This is a genomic window from Ruania alkalisoli (assembly GCF_014960965.1).
Classification (GTDB): Bacteria; Actinomycetota; Actinomycetes; order Actinomycetales; family Beutenbergiaceae; genus Ruania; species Ruania alkalisoli.
On record NZ_CP063169.1, the window covers coordinates 2,317,932 to 2,334,587 of the forward strand.

Annotated in this window: 24 protein-coding genes; 7 read left to right on the forward strand and 17 right to left on the reverse strand. The window is 66.7% G+C overall.

Annotation, left to right across the window (positions count from 1 at the left end; translation table 11 throughout):
- Positions 1-86 precede the first annotated feature (86 nt).
- The 4 genes from IM660_RS10300 (at position 87) to IM660_RS10315 (ending at position 2,270) form a co-directional block, all read left to right on the forward strand.
- Positions 87-311: a DUF7455 domain-containing protein gene (locus IM660_RS10300; protein ID WP_193495242.1), complete on the forward strand. Its 225-nt coding sequence runs from the start codon at positions 87-89 to the stop codon at positions 309-311.
- Between the two features lie 146 nt (positions 312-457).
- Positions 458-1,006, forward strand: coding sequence for a ferritin (locus tag IM660_RS10305; RefSeq protein ID WP_193495244.1), 549 nt, complete (start codon positions 458-460; stop codon positions 1,004-1,006).
- A 263-nt stretch (positions 1,007-1,269) separates the two neighbouring features.
- Entirely contained in the window at positions 1,270-1,782 is a 513-nt protein-coding gene (locus IM660_RS10310; RefSeq protein WP_193495246.1) for a helix-turn-helix domain-containing protein, read from the forward strand.
- Complete coding sequence (locus tag IM660_RS10315; RefSeq protein WP_193495247.1) at positions 1,779-2,270, forward strand: hypothetical protein; 492 nt, start codon at positions 1,779-1,781, stop codon at positions 2,268-2,270. The genes IM660_RS10310 and IM660_RS10315 overlap by 4 nt, the downstream gene beginning before the upstream one ends.
- A gap of 68 nt (positions 2,271-2,338) precedes the next feature.
- Here IM660_RS10315 and IM660_RS10320 read toward each other — a convergent pair whose 3' ends face one another.
- Entirely contained in the window at positions 2,339-2,950 is a 612-nt protein-coding gene (locus tag IM660_RS10320) for an HIRAN domain-containing protein (protein ID WP_193495249.1), read from the reverse strand.
- 83 nt (positions 2,951-3,033) lie between these two features.
- Here IM660_RS10320 and IM660_RS10325 point away from each other — a divergent pair, with 83 nt between their 5' ends.
- Complete coding sequence (locus tag IM660_RS10325) at positions 3,034-3,489, forward strand: hypothetical protein (protein ID WP_193495251.1); 456 nt, start codon at positions 3,034-3,036, stop codon at positions 3,487-3,489.
- A gap of 253 nt (positions 3,490-3,742) precedes the next feature.
- Here IM660_RS10325 and IM660_RS10330 read toward each other — a convergent pair whose 3' ends face one another.
- From IM660_RS10330 to IM660_RS10400, 15 genes are all read right to left on the reverse strand, one after another.
- The gene (locus IM660_RS10330; protein WP_193495253.1) at positions 3,743-4,510 is read right to left on the reverse strand and encodes a hypothetical protein; all 768 of its coding nucleotides are present in this window, start codon (positions 4,508-4,510) and stop codon (positions 3,743-3,745) included.
- Complete coding sequence (locus IM660_RS10335) at positions 4,510-4,707, reverse strand: hypothetical protein (protein ID WP_193495255.1); 198 nt, start codon at positions 4,705-4,707, stop codon at positions 4,510-4,512. The genes IM660_RS10330 and IM660_RS10335 overlap by 1 nt, the downstream gene beginning before the upstream one ends.
- Positions 4,707-4,922, reverse strand: a complete 216-nt coding sequence (locus tag IM660_RS10340) for a hypothetical protein (protein ID WP_193495257.1) — start codon at positions 4,920-4,922, stop codon at positions 4,707-4,709. The genes IM660_RS10335 and IM660_RS10340 overlap by 1 nt, the downstream gene beginning before the upstream one ends.
- Positions 4,919-5,098 (reverse strand): hypothetical protein, encoded by a 180-nt coding sequence (locus IM660_RS10345; RefSeq protein WP_193495259.1) that lies wholly within the window; start codon positions 5,096-5,098, stop codon positions 4,919-4,921. Before IM660_RS10345 ends, IM660_RS10340 begins: the two co-directional genes overlap by 4 nt.
- Positions 5,095-5,436 carry a hypothetical protein gene (locus IM660_RS10350; protein ID WP_193495261.1) on the reverse strand — a complete coding sequence of 114 codons (342 nt, stop codon included), beginning with the start codon at positions 5,434-5,436 and terminating at the stop codon, positions 5,095-5,097. The genes IM660_RS10345 and IM660_RS10350 overlap by 4 nt, the downstream gene beginning before the upstream one ends.
- Entirely contained in the window at positions 5,426-5,728 is a 303-nt protein-coding gene (locus IM660_RS10355; RefSeq protein ID WP_193495262.1) for a WhiB family transcriptional regulator, read from the reverse strand. Before IM660_RS10355 ends, IM660_RS10350 begins: the two co-directional genes overlap by 11 nt.
- Entirely contained in the window at positions 5,725-7,080 is a 1,356-nt protein-coding gene (locus IM660_RS10360; protein ID WP_193495264.1) for an AAA family ATPase, read from the reverse strand. Before IM660_RS10360 ends, IM660_RS10355 begins: the two co-directional genes overlap by 4 nt.
- The gene (locus IM660_RS10365) at positions 7,077-7,349 is read right to left on the reverse strand and encodes a hypothetical protein (protein ID WP_193495266.1); all 273 of its coding nucleotides are present in this window, start codon (positions 7,347-7,349) and stop codon (positions 7,077-7,079) included. Before IM660_RS10365 ends, IM660_RS10360 begins: the two co-directional genes overlap by 4 nt.
- Positions 7,342-7,584: a hypothetical protein gene (locus tag IM660_RS10370; protein ID WP_193495267.1), complete on the reverse strand. Its 243-nt coding sequence runs from the start codon at positions 7,582-7,584 to the stop codon at positions 7,342-7,344. The genes IM660_RS10365 and IM660_RS10370 overlap by 8 nt, the downstream gene beginning before the upstream one ends.
- 55 nt (positions 7,585-7,639) lie before the next feature.
- Positions 7,640-7,927, reverse strand: a complete 288-nt coding sequence (locus tag IM660_RS10375) for a hypothetical protein (RefSeq protein ID WP_210768959.1) — start codon at positions 7,925-7,927, stop codon at positions 7,640-7,642.
- Between the two features lie 88 nt (positions 7,928-8,015).
- Positions 8,016-8,321 carry a hypothetical protein gene (locus IM660_RS10380; protein ID WP_193495269.1) on the reverse strand — a complete coding sequence of 102 codons (306 nt, stop codon included), beginning with the start codon at positions 8,319-8,321 and terminating at the stop codon, positions 8,016-8,018.
- 119 nt (positions 8,322-8,440) lie between these two features.
- Positions 8,441-9,343: a tyrosine-type recombinase/integrase gene (locus IM660_RS10385; RefSeq protein WP_193495270.1), complete on the reverse strand. Its 903-nt coding sequence runs from the start codon at positions 9,341-9,343 to the stop codon at positions 8,441-8,443.
- A gap of 117 nt (positions 9,344-9,460) precedes the next feature.
- Entirely contained in the window at positions 9,461-11,005 is a 1,545-nt protein-coding gene (locus tag IM660_RS10390; protein WP_246464892.1) for an RNA polymerase sigma factor, read from the reverse strand.
- 302 nt (positions 11,006-11,307) lie between these two features.
- A complete protein-coding gene (locus IM660_RS10395) occupies positions 11,308-11,700 on the reverse strand; it encodes a universal stress protein (protein ID WP_193495272.1) in 393 nt (130 codons plus the stop codon).
- Positions 11,701-11,795: 95 nt separating this feature from the next.
- Entirely contained in the window at positions 11,796-12,947 is a 1,152-nt protein-coding gene (locus tag IM660_RS10400; RefSeq protein WP_193495273.1) for a DUF4192 domain-containing protein, read from the reverse strand.
- A 146-nt stretch (positions 12,948-13,093) separates the two neighbouring features.
- Here IM660_RS10400 and IM660_RS10405 point away from each other — a divergent pair, with 146 nt between their 5' ends.
- The gene (locus IM660_RS10405; protein ID WP_193495281.1) at positions 13,094-14,206 is read left to right on the forward strand and encodes a polyprenyl synthetase family protein; all 1,113 of its coding nucleotides are present in this window, start codon (positions 13,094-13,096) and stop codon (positions 14,204-14,206) included.
- Positions 14,207-14,228: 22 nt separating this feature from the next.
- Here IM660_RS10405 and IM660_RS10410 read toward each other — a convergent pair whose 3' ends face one another.
- On the reverse strand, positions 14,229-14,597 hold the full coding sequence (locus IM660_RS10410) for an Rv2175c family DNA-binding protein (RefSeq protein WP_246464893.1): 369 nt from the start codon (positions 14,595-14,597) through the stop codon (positions 14,229-14,231).
- A gap of 212 nt (positions 14,598-14,809) precedes the next feature.
- On the opposite strand from IM660_RS10410, the gene IM660_RS10415 reads away from it, so the two are divergent.
- On the forward strand, positions 14,810-16,618 hold the full coding sequence (locus tag IM660_RS10415; RefSeq protein WP_193495283.1) for a lytic transglycosylase: 1,809 nt from the start codon (positions 14,810-14,812) through the stop codon (positions 16,616-16,618).
- Positions 16,619-16,656 lie beyond the last annotated feature (38 nt).

Consider the following 16,656-nt stretch of genomic DNA (forward strand, 5'->3'; position numbering starts at 1 on the left):
TCCGGTGCGACGCATCACGTTCTGCGATGAGCGAACTCCCCGCCCAGGGGGAACGTCAAGCAGGGCATAGATGGTTACATAGCGATGTGAGCACACTGACTGCCGACAACGCCCAAGACGCCCTGACCGCAGCCGACCGCTGCGACGCATGCGGTGCGCAGGCCTACGTGCGCGTGCTGCTCCCCGCCGGAGAGCTGCTCTTCTGCGCTCATCACGCGCGCAAGCACTCCGAGAAGCTCGCGACGGTCGCGACGCACATCCAGGACGAGTCCGATCGTCTGCACGAGACCCTTGGCACAGTCGAGGACTGATCCACGAGCGCGTACGCGCGGGAGCGCACAGCGCGAAGCGCACCTCGGCGAGGTGCGCCTCGCGCGCGCGATGAGGCAAGCCGTGCCTCAATGAGGCCAGCCTCGGCTTCGATGCGCCGCTCCAGTGCGCGGATTACGCTCGTGTCATGACTACGACACAGAGCACCGACTCCACCTACTACCAGTTGCTGCGCGAGCAGATCGGCCACGAGTTCGACGCGCACATGCAGTACGTCGCGATCGCCGTGTGGTTCGACAGTCAGGACCTTCCCCGCCTCGCTGCCCACTACTATCGGCAGTCCCTCGAGGAGCGCAACCACGCGATGATGATCGTGCAGTACATGCTTGATCGTGATCTACCGGTGGCGATCCCTGCCGGGTCAGCTGTCAAGAACGAGTTCGGCGATGTGCGTGAGCCGATCGCGCTCGCCCTTGCACAAGAGCGGCAGGTGACGGAGCAGATCGAGGCGATCTTCCAAGCCGCCCGTGCCGAGAACGACGTCATCGGCGAGCAGTTCATGCTGTGGTTCCTCAAGGAGCAGGTTGAAGAGGTTGCCTCGGCAAGCACCCTGCTGACGGTCGCAGAGCGGGCCGGCGACAATCTGTTCGACCTTGAGAACTTCGTCGCACGAGAAACGATCGGCGACGGCGGCGAGTCCACCGATGCGCCGCAGACGGCCGGCGGAGCGCTCTGACGACGACCTCTGTCGCACGTCACCCGCTCGGACTTGCCTGCGGGTCATCGAGCACCCGGTCGAGAACGACGGAGCCCGGCACCTCCTGAGAGGGTGCCGGGCTCCGTCGTTGTCCAGGTCGTTGTACAGCGGACCTCGCTCGAGCGAGCCTCAGTCCAGGTAGTCGCGCACTCTGGAAGCCTGAACGCTGTACGAATCCGCATAATCCCAGGACGAGCCACAGCACTGTGGCCCGAAATATCCTGGATTGAGAGGGCGGATCGATGGACACGATCGAGAACAAGCTGACAGGCACCCCGTGCCTGGCACGCGACCCGCACGACGATGGTGGAGGGGTCGAGCTGCACTACCTGTGCACCCTCGACAAGGGTCACGACGGTGACCACGAAGCGATGGACACCCACGACGGCACGCTCGGGCACGCGTGGTCAGAGCCGGTGAGCGAGCGCCGCGCCGTCGCGGGCATCCTTCGGGAGGTGTTGACCGAGGCAGGTCTGAGTCAGGCGGATTACGCGCGCCAGGCGGGGATCTCGGCACGGACGGCCTCACGACGGCTCAGTGGGCTGTCGCGGGTGTTCGTCACAGATCTGCTCGCGGTGGCTCAGCTCGTCGGCCTGGGGCGGATGAGCGAACTGGTAGAGCGGATCGAGTGCGGGCTGGCGGTGGCTTTGTCGGTAGGGCCTGGCCGCCCTTCCCCTGCCATCTGCGCAGAGTGCGCGATCGCCCACAACGCGCTTCGGTCGGAGCAGATGGCATCCGTCGGAGGTGCGCGATGAGCCAGATCGTGACCGACACCGAGCTGCGCCATCAGGTGGTCCAGGCGCTGGAGGGTCGCGGCGCTGAGTTCGACGTTGACGCCATCGTGGCGGCCCTGATCGAGAACTTCGGGCGCGTGGACGTGGACAGCACCCCGCCGGTGGCGTTCTGGGCCATCGCGCGGTCACAGCGGAAGCTGCCGGCGGTCCGGTGCTTCGAGTTCTGCGTCTACGGCGACGGCCACGCACGCGAGCACCTAGAAGAGGACCAGTGGTGCACCACGCCACTACGGAAGATCCACGCCTCCTGCTACCCGCCGCCGCAGCAGCGCGGCGACGATCGCGAGGTCTTCGAGATCTCCGGGCAGGCGTGGCACCACGGGCGCGCCCCGGTGATCGAGATGGCGATGAGCGGCCGTCCCGGCTACCGCATGACGGCCGATGAGGCTCGGCGCATGGCTCACGCGCTGCTCAGCACCGCTGACGAACTGGAGGGTCGCGGAGCCTGACTCTGGATCACCGGGATGAGATCTCGGTGATCCGGGGTGAGGTTCCGACCTCCTGCTGATAGGTCCGTCTATCGTTGCAGGTGGGCCAGTATCTCCGGTGAGGTCACCAGCACCACCGGGGCACTGCCATCCCTACCAGCGGCGCTGCCCCGCGTTGAGATGGCGACCAGCTCGTCGCCGGCGTCGAGTAGGCGTGCGAGACGTTTCGCGTTCTGTTTGTTCACGTATCCCGCGGGGCGCCGGGCCTTCTCCGCGTAGACTGCGACGGCGCTCGGGTCGTGCTCGTTGTCGGGTTCACGTACCAGGCGCACCGGGCTGCCGGGAGTGAAGCGGCCAGTACGTACCGCGGCCTCGTGGTGGGAGACGCCGCGCACGCGGAACACGGTGATCCCGATGCGGCGCAGGTTCGGTGACGACGGATTGACCCATCGTCGGCCAGGAGCTTCCAGCACGAGCCGGTCACGAGCACGGACGAGCCGCAGGTTCGGTAGCCCGTTCGCGTCGAGCCGGAGCAGCGTCTCCTCCTCCTCGCGCGGGACGTACTCGGAGGAGTGCACTGTCGCGCGTCGCGCCGGCGGTGGAGCGGAGCGTCGGGTCGGTGCCCTCCGCTCCACTCGTGCGGTGATCACAGGATTCTGCCGCTCATCGCGCCGGAACAGCCGCTGCCAGAATCCCGCCATGGTGTGAACCCTAGCGGTTGCCAGTAAGGGGGTAGATGGTGTCGCGATGCTCGTTGTCAGACCTCGCTGCCAGAATCGTGCTCATGACACAGAACGAGGATGTAAAGGGCCGACTTTGGTTTGAGCGCGACTATCCCGTACTGCGAGCAACCGCGGAACTGATCGAGGAGTCTGGCCGCGGCGTGACCAGCGACCGGATCGCCGAACGCGCGACGATGCAACAAGCGGATGTTGTCAGGGCACTGCGGGACCTTTCCACGCGCTTCCTCGACGTCCAGGACGTCACCACGTACGACGGTGAGGACTACTACGCGCTGGCGCTAACAGCCGATGGCCTCGTTGCCGCTGACCTGTGGCCGTCCTCGGACACCGTCGCAGAGCGGCTGATTGATGCGCTTGAGCGTGCCCTCGATGAGGCGCCCAGCGATTCGCCGAAGGCAACGCGGATCCGAGCAGCGTTGGACTCTATGAAGGATCTCGGCGTCGGCGGCGCCGGGAACGTGCTGGGGCAGGCGATCTCGTCGGCCCTGGGGCTATAGCGGTCCCACGGGTTCTCGATACCCCCAGGGGAGGTCCCCCCTCTCCCGCTCGCCCCCGCACCTCCTTGGCATAGCGGAATCTCTCTCTAGCATTTTTCCACACACCCCCCCCGGGGGGGCTCGGGGGGATCTCGCTATGCCAGGAAGGTGCGGGACGGCCGGGGGTCGGGGTGGCCCTCCCCCACCCTGATACACCGACGACCCCGGCCACCTTTGACTGTGGGTGACCGGGGTCGTGGTCCGGGGGTGCTGGCTACCGAGGCGCGAGCGAGTGCTGTCGCGACCAGGCGCGCTCGGCTGATTCGTTCTCGGCATCCCGTTCACGCTGGCGCTGCACGCCCTCGACTCGCCGATAGAAGCCGTCGCGGTCGGTCAGCACCACGGGTGCGAGGGTCGCGGCCCGCCACACTTCGGGCTTCCCGCCATGGGAGTAGGCAAGCTCCGTGACCTCTTCGGCGTCGAGGTCGGCGAAGGCCAGCGGTCCGAGTTCGCGGTTGAGCTGCTGGGGCCCGAAGAGCAGTCCCCACATCTTGCGGATCGTGCGGAGGGTGCCGACGGCATCGATCGCTTCTCGCCAGGCTGGCACGTGCGCGGTCGCCAGTGCGGTCGGCGGCGTCTTGCTGGCCAGGTCGATGGCGGGGTGCGCCTGAGAGAACGGCAGGATGCGTTCACCGGCCTCTGCTGCGGCAGTGCTCCATACCTTAAGTAGTGCTGGGGTGTGGCGACGCAGGACCTCTCCACGTTCCCGGTCGGCCTCAGTGTGGATCAGGTCAGCAATGCCGAGCCGCTCCAGTGCCCAGCGGGTGACGTGGGCTTGCACGTCCGGGTCGGTGGCGGGGTCGCGCCCGTCGGCCACCGCGGCCTTCCATGTGCGGGCGAGGGCTTCCCGGTCGACCTCGGCGGCGCTCACGTTGGCGCCGTTGTCGATGCGCTGCAGATCGGTCTCGAGCGCCTTGGGGACGTTCAGGCCGGCCTTCTTGGACAGGGTGCGGATCAACGAAATGGTGGTAGCGGTACTCATCAGTTGTCATCCTCCTGGTTGTTATTGGGGAACAGTCGGCGCACGAGGTCGCGGCCGGGGTCTCCAGTGAGTTGGGGTGTGGTTGGGCGGTTGAACAGGCGACGGGTGAAGCTGCGCATCTGGTTCGCGGCGTCGGGGTCGCGTCCCATGTCGCGCAACATCTCGGGGCGTTCGTGGTCGTGCTCACTGCTGGTCATCAGCTCGTTTCCTTTCCGGTGGTGAAGACGTAGCCGCGGGCGCGGTCGTCGGGGTTGAGGTGCATCCCGCACGCGGGTGCGAAACGTTGGGCGCCGGGTGCGAGTACGACGTGCTTGTGCTCGCGGGAGCAGTAGGGGCATCGCACGTGAGTGAACCTGCGGCTCACACGCAGCACCTCGGCCTCGGGCGCGTCGGTGGCGAGTGTGTGGTTCATCGGATCGCCCCGGCTCGGATCGCCAGGCGCACTGCACCGCACTCGGTGCACCGCAGCAGTTGGTGGGAGCGGGTACCGCGACCCTCGGCCTCCCACGTGCCCGTCGGGCAGCCGTGCCGGTGCTCGATACCGTGCTCGTCCACCACGGGCGGACGGGACTTCTTCGCGTTGCTCATCCCAGCTCCTTCCGAGCGTTCGCGGCAGCCTCGGCCAGCCCGGCCCGCAGGTCGTGAGCCAGGTGCCCGGTCTCGTGCAGCCTGTCGGTGACGTCCAGCACCGGATCAAGGACCTGCTCGGTCATGTTCCGCAGCGCGGCCGCGGCGACGTATCCGAACGCACCGGTCCCGGCCTCGGCGAGGTGCTGCTCGCTGACCCGCTCCAGCTCGGCACGGTCACCGCACGCGGCAGCCATGTCGTAGGCGAAGCGCACGGCCTGGGACTGGATCTGATCCATGTCCACGAACGCTGCCGGGGTGCCGTCCTCGTCGGTCACGAGGTAGTTGTCAGTGGTCATCGGTGGTCTCCTTCGGTGGACGACCGCGCCGCGGGGCACGATCAGATTCGGTGAGCCCGGCCCACACACCGGCCGGCTCGGGATAGTTGGTGTTGTACTCGTGGCACGCGGTCCGGGCGAAGCACGCCAGACACAATCGGGCGACGTACTCCTGATCCCCGGGATCGTCCGAGGTCCACTCCGCGACGGGTGTCTTCACACAAGGTGCTGGGCGGCCGGAGTCGGCCAGATCAGCGAGGATCGAGACCAGCCTGTTGTGTGCAGCCAGCTGCTCGGCGTCGGGGCGGATCACTGGTGACCACCGCCTCCGAGGGCGCAGTCCACACACTTGGACAACGTGGCCTTGATCGGATTGCCGCACCCCGGGCACTGCCCAGTCTCGGCAGTCTTCGCAGTCTTGGCAGTCTCAGTGATCACCGGATCTGGTGCCGAGACTGGCAGCGGAGACTGCGCCGGGGCAGTGTCGGTTGCAGTCTCCGTCGGGATTCCCTTGTTCACGGAGACTGCGGAATCTGCCGAGACTGCCGAGACTGGCACCCGATACACCCACGGGGCACCCGGCCCAGCGGGCCGGGCCACTCCCCCGAGGTCGGTCACCACGCCGGCGATCCGCTCCGGGTTGTGCCCCGCAGCGCGGGCTGCGGATTTCGCTGCCGACGCTGCAGTCTCGATGAACCCTTCGTTGACGGTGCCGTGCTCGCTCAGGTACTCCACCAGGAACGACTTCACCCGATCCGCTGCCGAAGGTGGACGGGCCTCCTCGGTGGCTTGCGCGGCCCACATCTTCACCAGCTGCTGAATCGTGCTCGCAGCATCGACCGGACGAGCCAGGCGCGCGACCGTACCCGGATCGGTGGCCGTGGCCTCCCGAGCCTGGGAGACCTCCAGGTCGTACCGGATCGCGTTCACCAGCGCGGTGGTGTTCGCCTTGTCCGGCCCGACATACAGCGTCTGTCCACGCTCGTCGTCCTTGGTCGCAGCCACCAGCGTCAGGCGGGCCTTCTGCCGCAACGCGACCGTCCCGCCCATGCGGTCCCGCGTGCTCGTGGTCTGCAACCTGTTGGTATGCGTCAACAGCAACGCGGTGGCGCCGGTGCGCTTGCAGATCTCCGACCACGGAGCCAGCGCCTGCCTGGCCTGCTGGGTGTCGGCCACTCGGATGCCCGAGGGCACCACATCCAGCCACGCATCGACCACGATCAACGCGGCCTCGTGCTCGAGAGCGGCCTCGTAGACCAGCTGGTGATCACCAGGCACCGTCGGCACCCCGGATCCATCAGCGGCCGTGCACAGCACCTTCACGTGCCGCAGGTCAGCACCGGCAGCTTCCAACCCGGCACGTACCTCGCCCCACAGATCCTCGGTGAGGATCAGCAGCACGTTGCGCGACTCACCAGGCGGTAGCCCGATCGCGGGCATCGCCCGGCCCGTCGTGAGATGAGCAGCCACAGCCACCCACCACAACGACTTCCCGATGCCCTCCTCGCCGACCAGCACCGCAGTCGCAGCCCTGGGAAGCGTGCCCACTGCCAGCCACTCCATCGGACGGTCGTCGAGCTCATGGGCATCCCACACCCGCAATCGCTCCCGGATCTCCTCATTGATCGTCTCGTCACCCTCGAACGGATCGACCAGCTCACTCACGCGACCACCCCGTTTCGCCGCAGCCGGTCACGGACCCGCTCAGCGTGAGCGTGTTCACCACGACGCTCGGCCAGTACGTCCAGCGGCACCCCGTCAGCAGCCACAGCCACCACGGCAGCAGCACGACGGTCCAACTCGGCCTGCTCATCCTCAGCGTGGCCGCGACCGATCTCGATACCGCGCAGCACGCCGGCGGAGTAGTACGCCAACGCGATCGTCTGGGCCCTCGGCGTCATCGAGGCCAGCGTCGGGATCTCGACCTCAGTCACGACGACCACCGCCGTCCACCGGCACCAACTGCACGAGGATCAGCTCGGCGTCGTCACCACGAGCATGAGCACGCTTCACAGCACGCTCGGCCGCCGGCAAGTTGAAGTACAAGTGACGACGCACCGTCTTGCCCCGCACCAGCACCGCGAACGAGGTGCGGAAGAACTCCGCGGCGTCAATCTCTGAGCGAGAGTCTGCGGGGGTCGGTAGAATCGGTGTTGATCGGCCAGCCACCTGATCATCTCGCCCGCCCTCGGTTCCGCAGCCGGGGGCGCTGGCATGTCGGGGATCAAGCAACCGAACCACCACCCGAGGTCAGCTCGGCTTCGGCCTCAGTGGCCTCGTCGGTCAGTTCACGTGCGCGGCGACGGGCACGTGCTGACTTGAGCGCAAGACGCTGGAAGTACGCCTTGCGCAGATGCTCGGCACGACGGGGATCTCCGTCAGCTTGAGCAAGAAACTTGTCGTAGAGCGCTCGACGCGCCGGTGCGGTGCGAGCGGCACGATCAGCGGTTGCGGCCCAACTCTGGTGGGCGGCGATGGAGGCTGCGAGACGACGCTCTGCGTCTGTGGCCATGGGGCGGACCTTTCGGTGCCCGGAGTCACCAGACTCCGGTTCGCCAGTCCATGGCGGGCCGCGTTACCGGCCGTGCGTTGTGCCTCGACTATACGGCATAGCGTGTGCGATCCGAGCGGATGCGAACCTCGGTGTGTTGCGCATTCAGGTCCGCCTGAAACTCCTCGGCGGTGAGCAGGTAGTCGAGGACGTGATCGCACGAGACACCCAACTGCATGCGCGGATCATCCGGGTAACTCAGCGCCGAACTGCTGCGCAGGTAGGTGCGCTCGCGCCAGTGGTTCTCGCCGTCGTAGGTGTTGGCAAGCCGGCCCGCTTCGCTGCTCCGCTGCTCGTTCTCCTCGGGAGAGTACTTGTAGCGCAGCTGGTGTAAGACGGCATCACCGTCTGGCATTGGGATGACATCGAGCAGGAGGCATCGCTTCGGCGCACACCGGTATTGAAGCCGTGGGAGACCGGAGGGGTTGCTCACTGCTGCTACATAAATCTGCTCAGCCATGCTGTCGGAAGATGTCACAGGTCCCCCAGGTTCAGATCTCGAGCTTCGGCAGCTGCACGTTCGGCCGCTCGGGCTTTCGTGTACCGCTGGAGCATGTCCGGCCGGGTCCAGCCGGCTACGGCCATGAGTCCTCCCTCGGATCCACCGGCAGCGAGCCAACGGTGGGCAGCGGTGTGGCGCAGCTGGTGGGGATGGAATCCTTCGAGCCCGGCGAGGCGGGCGCGGTAGGTCAGGCTCCGGTAGAGCCCGTCGTAGCTGAAGCCCTTGCCCCGGTCCCCCAGCCACAGAGCATCGGTTCCGGCGAGCCGGTGCTCGCGCCGCACCCGCATGTAGCGGTCGATCGCCTGTCCAGTCTGCGGACCGAATGGCACCGAGCGGCCCTTGCCACCCTTCCCGCGGCGCACGACGGCGACACCGGCCTTCAGGTCCACGTCGGAGACCAGCAGCCCGACGATCTCGCCGGCGCGGGTGCCGGTCTCGACCATGAAACGGATCAGGGCCGTGTCGCGGCGTTCCCGCAGTTCCCTGCCGGCGCACGCTTTGAGCAGATCACGCAGCTGATCGTCGGTGAGCGGGTGCACCACCTTGTCGTCGAGCTTCGGCGACTTGATCCCGGTCAACGGATCGGTGGGGATCTCGTCCTCGTCGGCGAGCCACTCGGAGAAGCGCCGGACGCCAAGCTGGCGCGATCGCACTGTGGTGGCTTCCCTGCCCGCGTCGAGCAGGTGGGCCGTGAACGCGTTGACGTTCGACTTGTCGATGATCAGCGGGCGGTCGTGCTCGCGGCAGAAGTCGAGGTACTGCTCCACGCCGGTGCGGTAGGTCTTGACCGTCTCCGGGCTCTTGCGCTGAGCACGCAGCGACAACTCCCAGGAGTCCACGAGGGCGTGGAGATCGGGGGCACGGCGTTTCACCATGCCCCCGACTCTACTCTGATATCTGCACTAGAAGCGCTGTGCTCTGCTAGAGTCACAGCATCCAACTACAGAAATCGTTGGAATCCTGCGGATAATCGCAGATTCGGACGGCGAGCCTCAGTCCAGGTAGTCGCGCAACACCTGTGACCGGCTCGGGTGGCGCAACTTCGACATCGTCTTGGACTCAATCTGACGAATTCGTTCACGGGTCACCCCGTAGACCTTGCCAATCTCGTCCAGCGTCTTGGGCTGACCATCCGTGAGGCCGAATCGCATCGACACCACACCAGCCTCCCGCTCGGAGAGTGTGTCCAGCACCGAGTGCAACTGTTCCTGGAGCAGGGTGAAACTCACCGCGTCCGCCGGCACAACGGCCTCGGAGTCCTCGATCAGGTCACCGAATTCGGAGTCGCCGTCTTCTCCCAGTGGAGTGTGCAGGGAGATCGGCTCTCGTCCGTACTTCTGGACCTCAACCACCTTCTCAGGCGTCATGTCGAGTTCCTTGGCGAGTTCCTCCGGGGTGGGTTCACGCCCCAGGTCCTGCAGCATCTGCCGCTGTACCCGCGCAAGCTTGTTGATGACCTCGACCATGTGCACTGGGATGCGGATCGTGCGAGCCTGGTCCGCCATCGCGCGAGTGATCGCCTGCCGGATCCACCACGTCGCATAGGTGGAGAATTTGTACCCCTTGGTGTAGTCGAACTTCTCCACAGCGCGGATCAGTCCGAGGTTCCCCTCCTGAATCAGGTCGAGGAACAACATGCCACGCCCGGTGTAGCGCTTGGCCAGTGACACCACCAGCCGCAGGTTGGCCTCCAGCAGATGATTCTTGGCCCGGCGCCCATCCTGGGCGATCCACTGCATCTCGCGCCGCAGCTTCGGCGCCATCGACTGGGACTCGCTGCCGAGCTTTTCCTCGGCGAACAGACCTGCCTCGATCCGTTTCGCGAGTTCGACTTCCTGCTCGGCGTTCAGCAGTGCGACCTTGCCGATCTGCTTCAGGTAGTCCTTGACCGGATCAGCAGTCGCACCGGCGGTCACCACCTGCTGCGCAGGAGCGTCGTCATCATCGGAGTCGGAGTAGACGAATCCGCCCGCTTCCTCAGTCTCCGCGTTTGCTGCCGCAGCCTCAGCGGTGGCAGCAGCGTTCTCCTCGGTGGCCGGCGCCTCGGTTTGAATGCCATCAGTATCGGCCTCGACCGGCTGCGGCCCGGAGGATTTCGCGCCAGCAGCCGGTCGCTTCGCCGCGGCCTTCTTGCTCGATGCCTTGGTGGCGGGCTTCTTCGCCGACGCCTTCTTACCGGTCCCGCTGGAGCCGCTCGTCGCCTTCCCGCGCGAGCCCGAGGAGGCATTGGCCGAGGCCGCCTCATCCCGGCCATCACCGGCTGAAGCACCTGGCTCGTCCACCGTGGCGGTGGTCTGGCGACGCGAGGCCGCGTTGGCGACGGCACGTGCCGGGACATCGGTGACGACGATCTTGGCATTCTGCATAGCGCCCAGAACCTCCTTGAGACGGCGGGGTTTGACGTCGGCCTGCTCACACGCCTCGCGGAACTCGGTCGCGCTGAGCGATCCTCGCTCCAGACCCGTTCGGAACGCCTTCTGCAGAGCAGCATGCTCAAACTCGCGGGGCAGCACGACAGACGAACGAGGCGACGGCACAGAGAACCTTTCGGCGGGGAGAATGGGCGCAGGACGGCGAACTGAACGTCGCGGCGTCCTACAATTATAACTGCCTCACACCGATGTGCCCGCGCAAGCGAGCAGGAACATCGGACGCTGCGTCCAACCACGCACAATGCCGAGATTGACCGGCCGCTGAGTGAAGCCTGATCTGGTCAACAGCATCGTGGACGCCATTGTTCCCACGGGCGATGCCGCCGACGGCGATCAGGAACAGTCGTTCCCTGGTTCCAGCCTTGTCACCCACCGATCATGGCCGCTGCAACCGGGCGACAGGTGCTTCATCTTCCGCTGTCGACTCGCTCTGGCTTGACGGCCAGCACCGGGCACGGGGAGTCCAGCAGGATGCGCTGCGCGTTGGACCCCAGGATGAGTTTGCCCAGCGGGGACCTGCGGCGGAGTCCGATCACGATCACGCTCGCGTCGACCTCCTCTGCGGTACTCATGAGCACCTCAGCCACATCATCGCCGAGAGCCACGGTCCGTACGTCGGCGGTCATGCCTTCCACTGCCGATCGCGCCTCCTGGACGGCTCCGTCCAGATCCGAGGGTTCTGCTCCACGAGGGGCATGCACGAGGACTGTCAGGTCCTCCTGCCGACGCCCGGCCTCGGCGACTCCGGCCTCGAGCGCTGCGCGCCCTTCGGCAGTTGCGATGAATCCGGCCACGATCACGTCGCGCTCCTCCCGTTGCCCACGCGCCGACCCTAGCGTGTCCGGAGGGGTGCAGCAGAAGTTGCACCATGTGACTGAGCCGCGCGCGAGTCTCCTCACGCCGACGCGTCAGTCACAGTGCGGGCCCAGCCTGGTGCGATTCCGGCCGCAAGCACCGATGTCATCACCTCCCCGAGACTGTGATCGAGGTCGAGCGATCGCACACGTTCAAGCAGAACAGCAGCCTGTGCGCCGTCACCGGACCACCACGCGACCCACGATGCCGCCGCCAAAGGCGCCACACGCCAGCGGCGCGTGGCATGTGAGGCAAGGAGAGTCATCGCCTGCAGTGCGACGTCAACTCGAGGAACTGAGGGGCGAAGCACGCCCGAGAACACGTCCGCCAGGGCATCGGTCCGTTCCTCGTCCTCGAGCATCCGTCCGGTCACGACCCAGAGGAGCACACCGTCTCGCACCCAGGGATCGGTCAGTCCTGCCAGGACCTTCCCCACCAGGGCAGGTTCGGGGCACTGACCATGCGGCTGCGCGGCTTCGGCGACCGGGCCGGCGACCATGTCGACCAGTTCCAGCCAGCGTGCTGACGACTCTGGCCGCCAGCACTGCGCACCGAGCCCGTTGCGCCGGAGATGTCGTGCCGCCGCCGCACTCGCCGACCTGCGCCCAGGGGCGGCGACATCGACCTGCGCCGCCAGATCCTCTCGACATGAGACGTAGGAGCGCCCCTGGTAGACGAACGCTGCGGTCACTGCGGAGTGGTCCAGCACGGATGCTGGTCGTCCACCCACGGGGCAACACGGAGTCCGGCCACACTCGACGCACCGGAATGCCCGAGTCGCGAGCAGCCACGTGCTGCGCGCATCAGCTACTGAACTCTGCAGCCACCAGCGCAGCGCTCTCCCGCTCCGTCCACCGAACCGGAGAGTCTCGTCCCACGGCTCTTCGGTCACGATGACGCAGAGCACGTGATCCGCCCCGTCCCGGGCCAGGTGCTGCATCACGTCAGCTTGTACGTGCGGGTCGTCCAGATCGGCCAGGTCGAACCGGACGACGAGCCCCGTTCCAGATCCTTCCGACCCCGTGTGCACGCCGATCAGGACGATCGACTCGTGCGGCCTGAAGCCAAGCAGGTAGGGCACCCAGGAGAGCACATCGACCGGATCATGCACGTCAATGCCGATCGTGGTCAGTTGCGCTGCTAGCTCAGGTGATTGAACGGCGGATTCGTGTGTGTGGTCCTCGAAGTACATGGAGTCATCACACGCCTTTCGCAAGAAGGCCCGGCCGCGCCCACTAGGGGGCTGTGGACGAGCCGTCATCCGTCACCCCGGTCGCTACCAACGGTCGCCGGGTGAGCGGCGCCAGCCACGTCACCAAGCGCCCGTACGCTAGAGAGGTGACCACCGACTCCGTGAACCTCAACTCGGCGTATGAACGTCTGGAATCGATACGCACCGCCGTGTCCGCGCGAGTACTCGCCAGCTTCGAGGAGACTGTCGCGGCGCACGAGGTCATCGGGCCAGAGATCCAGCCGCTCATAGCGGTCGCACGGTCGCTGCTACCGGGAGGAAAGCGTCTGCGGGCGGGATTCACCGCAGCGGGCTGGTGCGCCTTCGGCGGGCAGTTCGATGCCGAAGAGGTCGTGGCCGCCGGCGCCGGTGTTGAACTGTTCCAGGCTGCGGCTCTCGTCCACGACGACATCATCGACGATTCACATACCCGCCGCGGAATCGAGGCCGCTCATCTCCAGCTTGCCCGGCTGCACCAGCACCACCACCTGACCGGAGACGGCCCCAGATTCGGTCGTGCCGGAGCAATCCTCTTGGGTGACCTCCTGCTCGTAGCGGCTGTTCGCGAGTTCGACCGTGCCCTCGACGGCCTGGGCGGGAACGCTCGCGGAAGCGCCTCGCGGATCGTCACCGAGATGATGGCAGGTGTCACATTGGGCCAGTATCTGGACATCTACGCGCAGTCAGCGCAGGAGGTCGAGGACCCCGCCGTCGTCCTCGACCGGGCAGAGCGAGTCCTTCGTGCCAAGTCAGCTCGTTACAGCGTGGAGCAGCCTCTATGCCTGGGTGCGGCGATGGCGGGCGGCGAGGCGGAGGACATTCGCCGATGCGCCGCGATAGGCGTTCCGATCGGCGAGGCGTTCCAGCTCAGGGACGACCTCCTGGGAGTCTTCGGTGATCCGGACGTGACCGGAAAGCCTGCCGCGGACGACCTGCGTGAAGGCAAGCGAACGGTTCTCGTCGCCATCGCCCTCGAGCGGGCCGTACCCGAGGATGCAACCAGGCTGCGCGCGGCCCTGGGCGATGCGGCACTGTCCGGCCAACAGGTTCACGCGCTCCGTTCGATCATCACCGGTACCGGCGCGCCTGCCGTGGTGGAGTCCATGATCCGGACTCGTACCGACGTCGGCTTGGGCGCGCTCGAGGACGCTCAGCTCGCGCCTGAGGCCGTCGCCATGGTGCGCACACTCGCCGCCGCGGCAGTGGCGAGGTCGTCGTAGGCACGTACCAGCGGTGCCTACATCAGAAGGCCAACGGCTGCGCGGCGCGGCGCACCGCGTGCGTGCGCCCGGAGCGCAAAGCGTCGATCGGTCGCTCACCGAGCTCAGCATCCTCGGAGAAGAGCCAGATCACGCACTCCACATCAGTCAGCCCGGCATCACCGAGCTGGATCAGCGTCCCGCGGAGTGACGCCAGTACCCGTCCCGCGTCCCCCTCCCCCACCGTCAGAAGGTCAGCCGGGACCGACCACGCATCGTTCGGACCCTGACGCACAGCGACGAGGCGTCGCTCGGCCAGCATCGTCCGGACATCACGCAACCGGACATCAAGGGCGTCGGCCACCTCGGGCAGGCTGAGCCATCTCGTGTCGAGGGCCTCTACATCGTTCACAGACGCAGCCTAACCGCCGACGGCGCCGGGAAGCGATGCACGCCGCGGTCGTCGTGGACGGGCTCGAGGGCACATCCAGGGTTGTCGCCCTTCGCCATAACCACTACTGTCACATTTGTCCCATCATCCTCATACACCTCAAACAGCCCATGCGTCACGAGAGACACGCCGTCGCTCGCCCGATGACGCCGGAGACCACCGGGGAGCAACCCATGACCCGCACCACCCGCCGCACATCCGGGCGCCGCACGTCCAGGTTCACCACCCTCGGGGCTCTCGGCGCAGCCACAGCGGTCGGCCTCGGCGCGACCACGGTGCCCGCAGCTGCAGCGTCGGAGCCGTCCTCGCCGATGCCCGTGCGCGGTGAGGTCCTGCGCTCATCAACCCCGCATCTGGCGCCCGTCGTCTCGCACACTCCCACCCGGCGCTCGGAGGTGCTCTACACGGTTCGCGCGGGTGACACAGTCAGCCACCTCGCACTGCGCTACGACACCACCGTCCGCGCGATCATCGAGGCCAATGACCTCGGAAGCCGGGCCATCATCCGCATCGGCCAGACGCTGCGCATCCCAGGCACCTCCAGCTCGGGCTCCTCCAGCGGATCCGGTTCCTCCTCCAGCGGTTCGAACAGCTCGAGCAGCTCAAGCTCGGCTTCCTCGCACCGGGTGGTCGCCGGTGACACGGTCTCCGCCATCGCCGTCCGCTACGGCAGCACCGTCCGGGCGATCATCCAGGCCAATGACCTCGGCTCCAACGCCCTCATCCGCATCGGCCAGACGCTGCGCATCCCAGGCACCTCCAGTTCTGGCTCCAGTTCCTCAGGCTCGGGCTCAAGCTCCTCCAGCGGATCCGGTTCCTCCTCCAGCGGTTCGAACAGCTCGAGCAGCTCAAGCTCGGCTTCCTCGCACCGGGTGGTCGCCGGTGACACGGTCTCCGCCATCGCCGTCCGCTACGGCAGCACCGTCCGGGCGATCATCCAGGCCAATGACCTCGGCTCCAACGCCCTCATCCGCATCGGCCAGACGCTGCGCATCCCAGGCACCTCCAGTTCTGGCTCCAGTTCCTCAGGCTCGGGCTCAAGCTCCTCCAGCGGATCCGGTTCCTCCTCCAGCGGTTCGAACAGCTCGAGCAGCTCAAGCTCGGCTTCCTCGCACCGGGTGGTCGCCGGTGACACGGTCTCCGCCATCGCCGTCCGCTACGGCAGCACCGTCCGGGCGATCATCCAGGCCAATGACCTCGGCTCCAACGCCCTCATCCGCATCGGCCAGACGCTGCGCATCCCAGGCACCTCCAGTTCTGGCTCCAGTTCCTCAGGCTCGGGCTCAAGCTCCTCCAGCGGATCGGGCTCAAGCTCCAGCGGTGGTTCCAGTTCCTCGGGTGACTCCGATGGCGTCGTCCATCGGGTCATCGCCGGTGACACCGTCTCCAGCATCGCGACGCAGTACGGCTCGACCGTCAGTGCGATCGTCGAGGCGAACAGCCTCGCCTCCGCCGCACTCATCCGTGTCGGTCAGCAGCTACGCGTTCCGTCCGGGCTCGTGTCCAACACCTTCCTGCACTACACCTACGGTGCAGACATCACGGCCGCTGCGAACGCGAACAAGCGTGCGCTGCTGGCGACCTCGGTCCCCAGCCGCGCCGAGATGCAGCAGATGATCCGCACCACGGCGGAGCAGATGGGTGTGGACCCAGCACTCGCACTGGCGATCGCGTACCAGGAGTCCGGCTTCAACATGCGCGCGGTCTCGCCGGCGAACGCCATCGGCGTCATGCAGGTCATCCCGTCCTCCGGTGAGTGGGCATCCAATCTCGTCGGGCGCCAGCTCAACCTGCTCAACCCGCAGGACAACGTCACCGCAGGCATCGCCATTCTCCGCGCTCTCCACCGCGCCACCGATGACGATCGCGAAGCGATCGGCGGCTACTACCAGGGGCTGGGCTCGGTCCAGCGCAACGGTCTCTACGATGACACCCGGCGCTATGTGGCGAACGTGCAGACGCTCATGACACGCTACGCCTGAGCGACAGCGAATCGGTCTGCCGAGAATACACTCGGCGC

Excerpts from the sequence above, each read along its gene's own strand:
- IM660_RS10320 (WP_193495249.1), bottom strand. The coding sequence starts at position 2,950 with ATGGCGGGATTCTGGCAGCGGCTGTTCCGGCGCGATGAGCGGCAGAAT.
- IM660_RS10340 (WP_193495257.1), bottom strand. The coding sequence starts at position 4,922 with ATGAACCACACACTCGCCACCGACGCGCCCGAGGCCGAGGTGCTGCGT.
- IM660_RS10415 (WP_193495283.1), top strand. The coding sequence starts at position 14,810 with ATGACCCGCACCACCCGCCGCACATCCGGGCGCCGCACGTCCAGGTTC.
- IM660_RS10325 (WP_193495251.1), top strand. The coding sequence starts at position 3,034 with ATGACACAGAACGAGGATGTAAAGGGCCGACTTTGGTTTGAGCGCGAC.
- IM660_RS10380 (WP_193495269.1), bottom strand. The coding sequence starts at position 8,321 with ATGCCAGACGGTGATGCCGTCTTACACCAGCTGCGCTACAAGTACTCT.
- IM660_RS10315 (WP_193495247.1), top strand. The coding sequence starts at position 1,779 with ATGAGCCAGATCGTGACCGACACCGAGCTGCGCCATCAGGTGGTCCAG.
- IM660_RS10335 (WP_193495255.1), bottom strand. The coding sequence starts at position 4,707 with ATGACCAGCAGTGAGCACGACCACGAACGCCCCGAGATGTTGCGCGAC.
- IM660_RS10400 (WP_193495273.1), bottom strand. The coding sequence starts at position 12,947 with ATGTACTTCGAGGACCACACACACGAATCCGCCGTTCAATCACCTGAG.
- IM660_RS10305 (WP_193495244.1), top strand. The coding sequence starts at position 458 with ATGACTACGACACAGAGCACCGACTCCACCTACTACCAGTTGCTGCGC.
- IM660_RS10375 (WP_210768959.1), bottom strand. The coding sequence starts at position 7,927 with ATGGCCACAGACGCAGAGCGTCGTCTCGCAGCCTCCATCGCCGCCCAC.
- IM660_RS10350 (WP_193495261.1), bottom strand. The coding sequence starts at position 5,436 with ATGACCACTGACAACTACCTCGTGACCGACGAGGACGGCACCCCGGCA.
- IM660_RS10310 (WP_193495246.1), top strand. The coding sequence starts at position 1,270 with ATGGACACGATCGAGAACAAGCTGACAGGCACCCCGTGCCTGGCACGC.
- IM660_RS10345 (WP_193495259.1), bottom strand. The coding sequence starts at position 5,098 with ATGAGCAACGCGAAGAAGTCCCGTCCGCCCGTGGTGGACGAGCACGGT.
- IM660_RS10385 (WP_193495270.1), bottom strand. The coding sequence starts at position 9,343 with ATGGTGAAACGCCGTGCCCCCGATCTCCACGCCCTCGTGGACTCCTGG.
- IM660_RS10330 (WP_193495253.1), bottom strand. The coding sequence starts at position 4,510 with ATGAGTACCGCTACCACCATTTCGTTGATCCGCACCCTGTCCAAGAAG.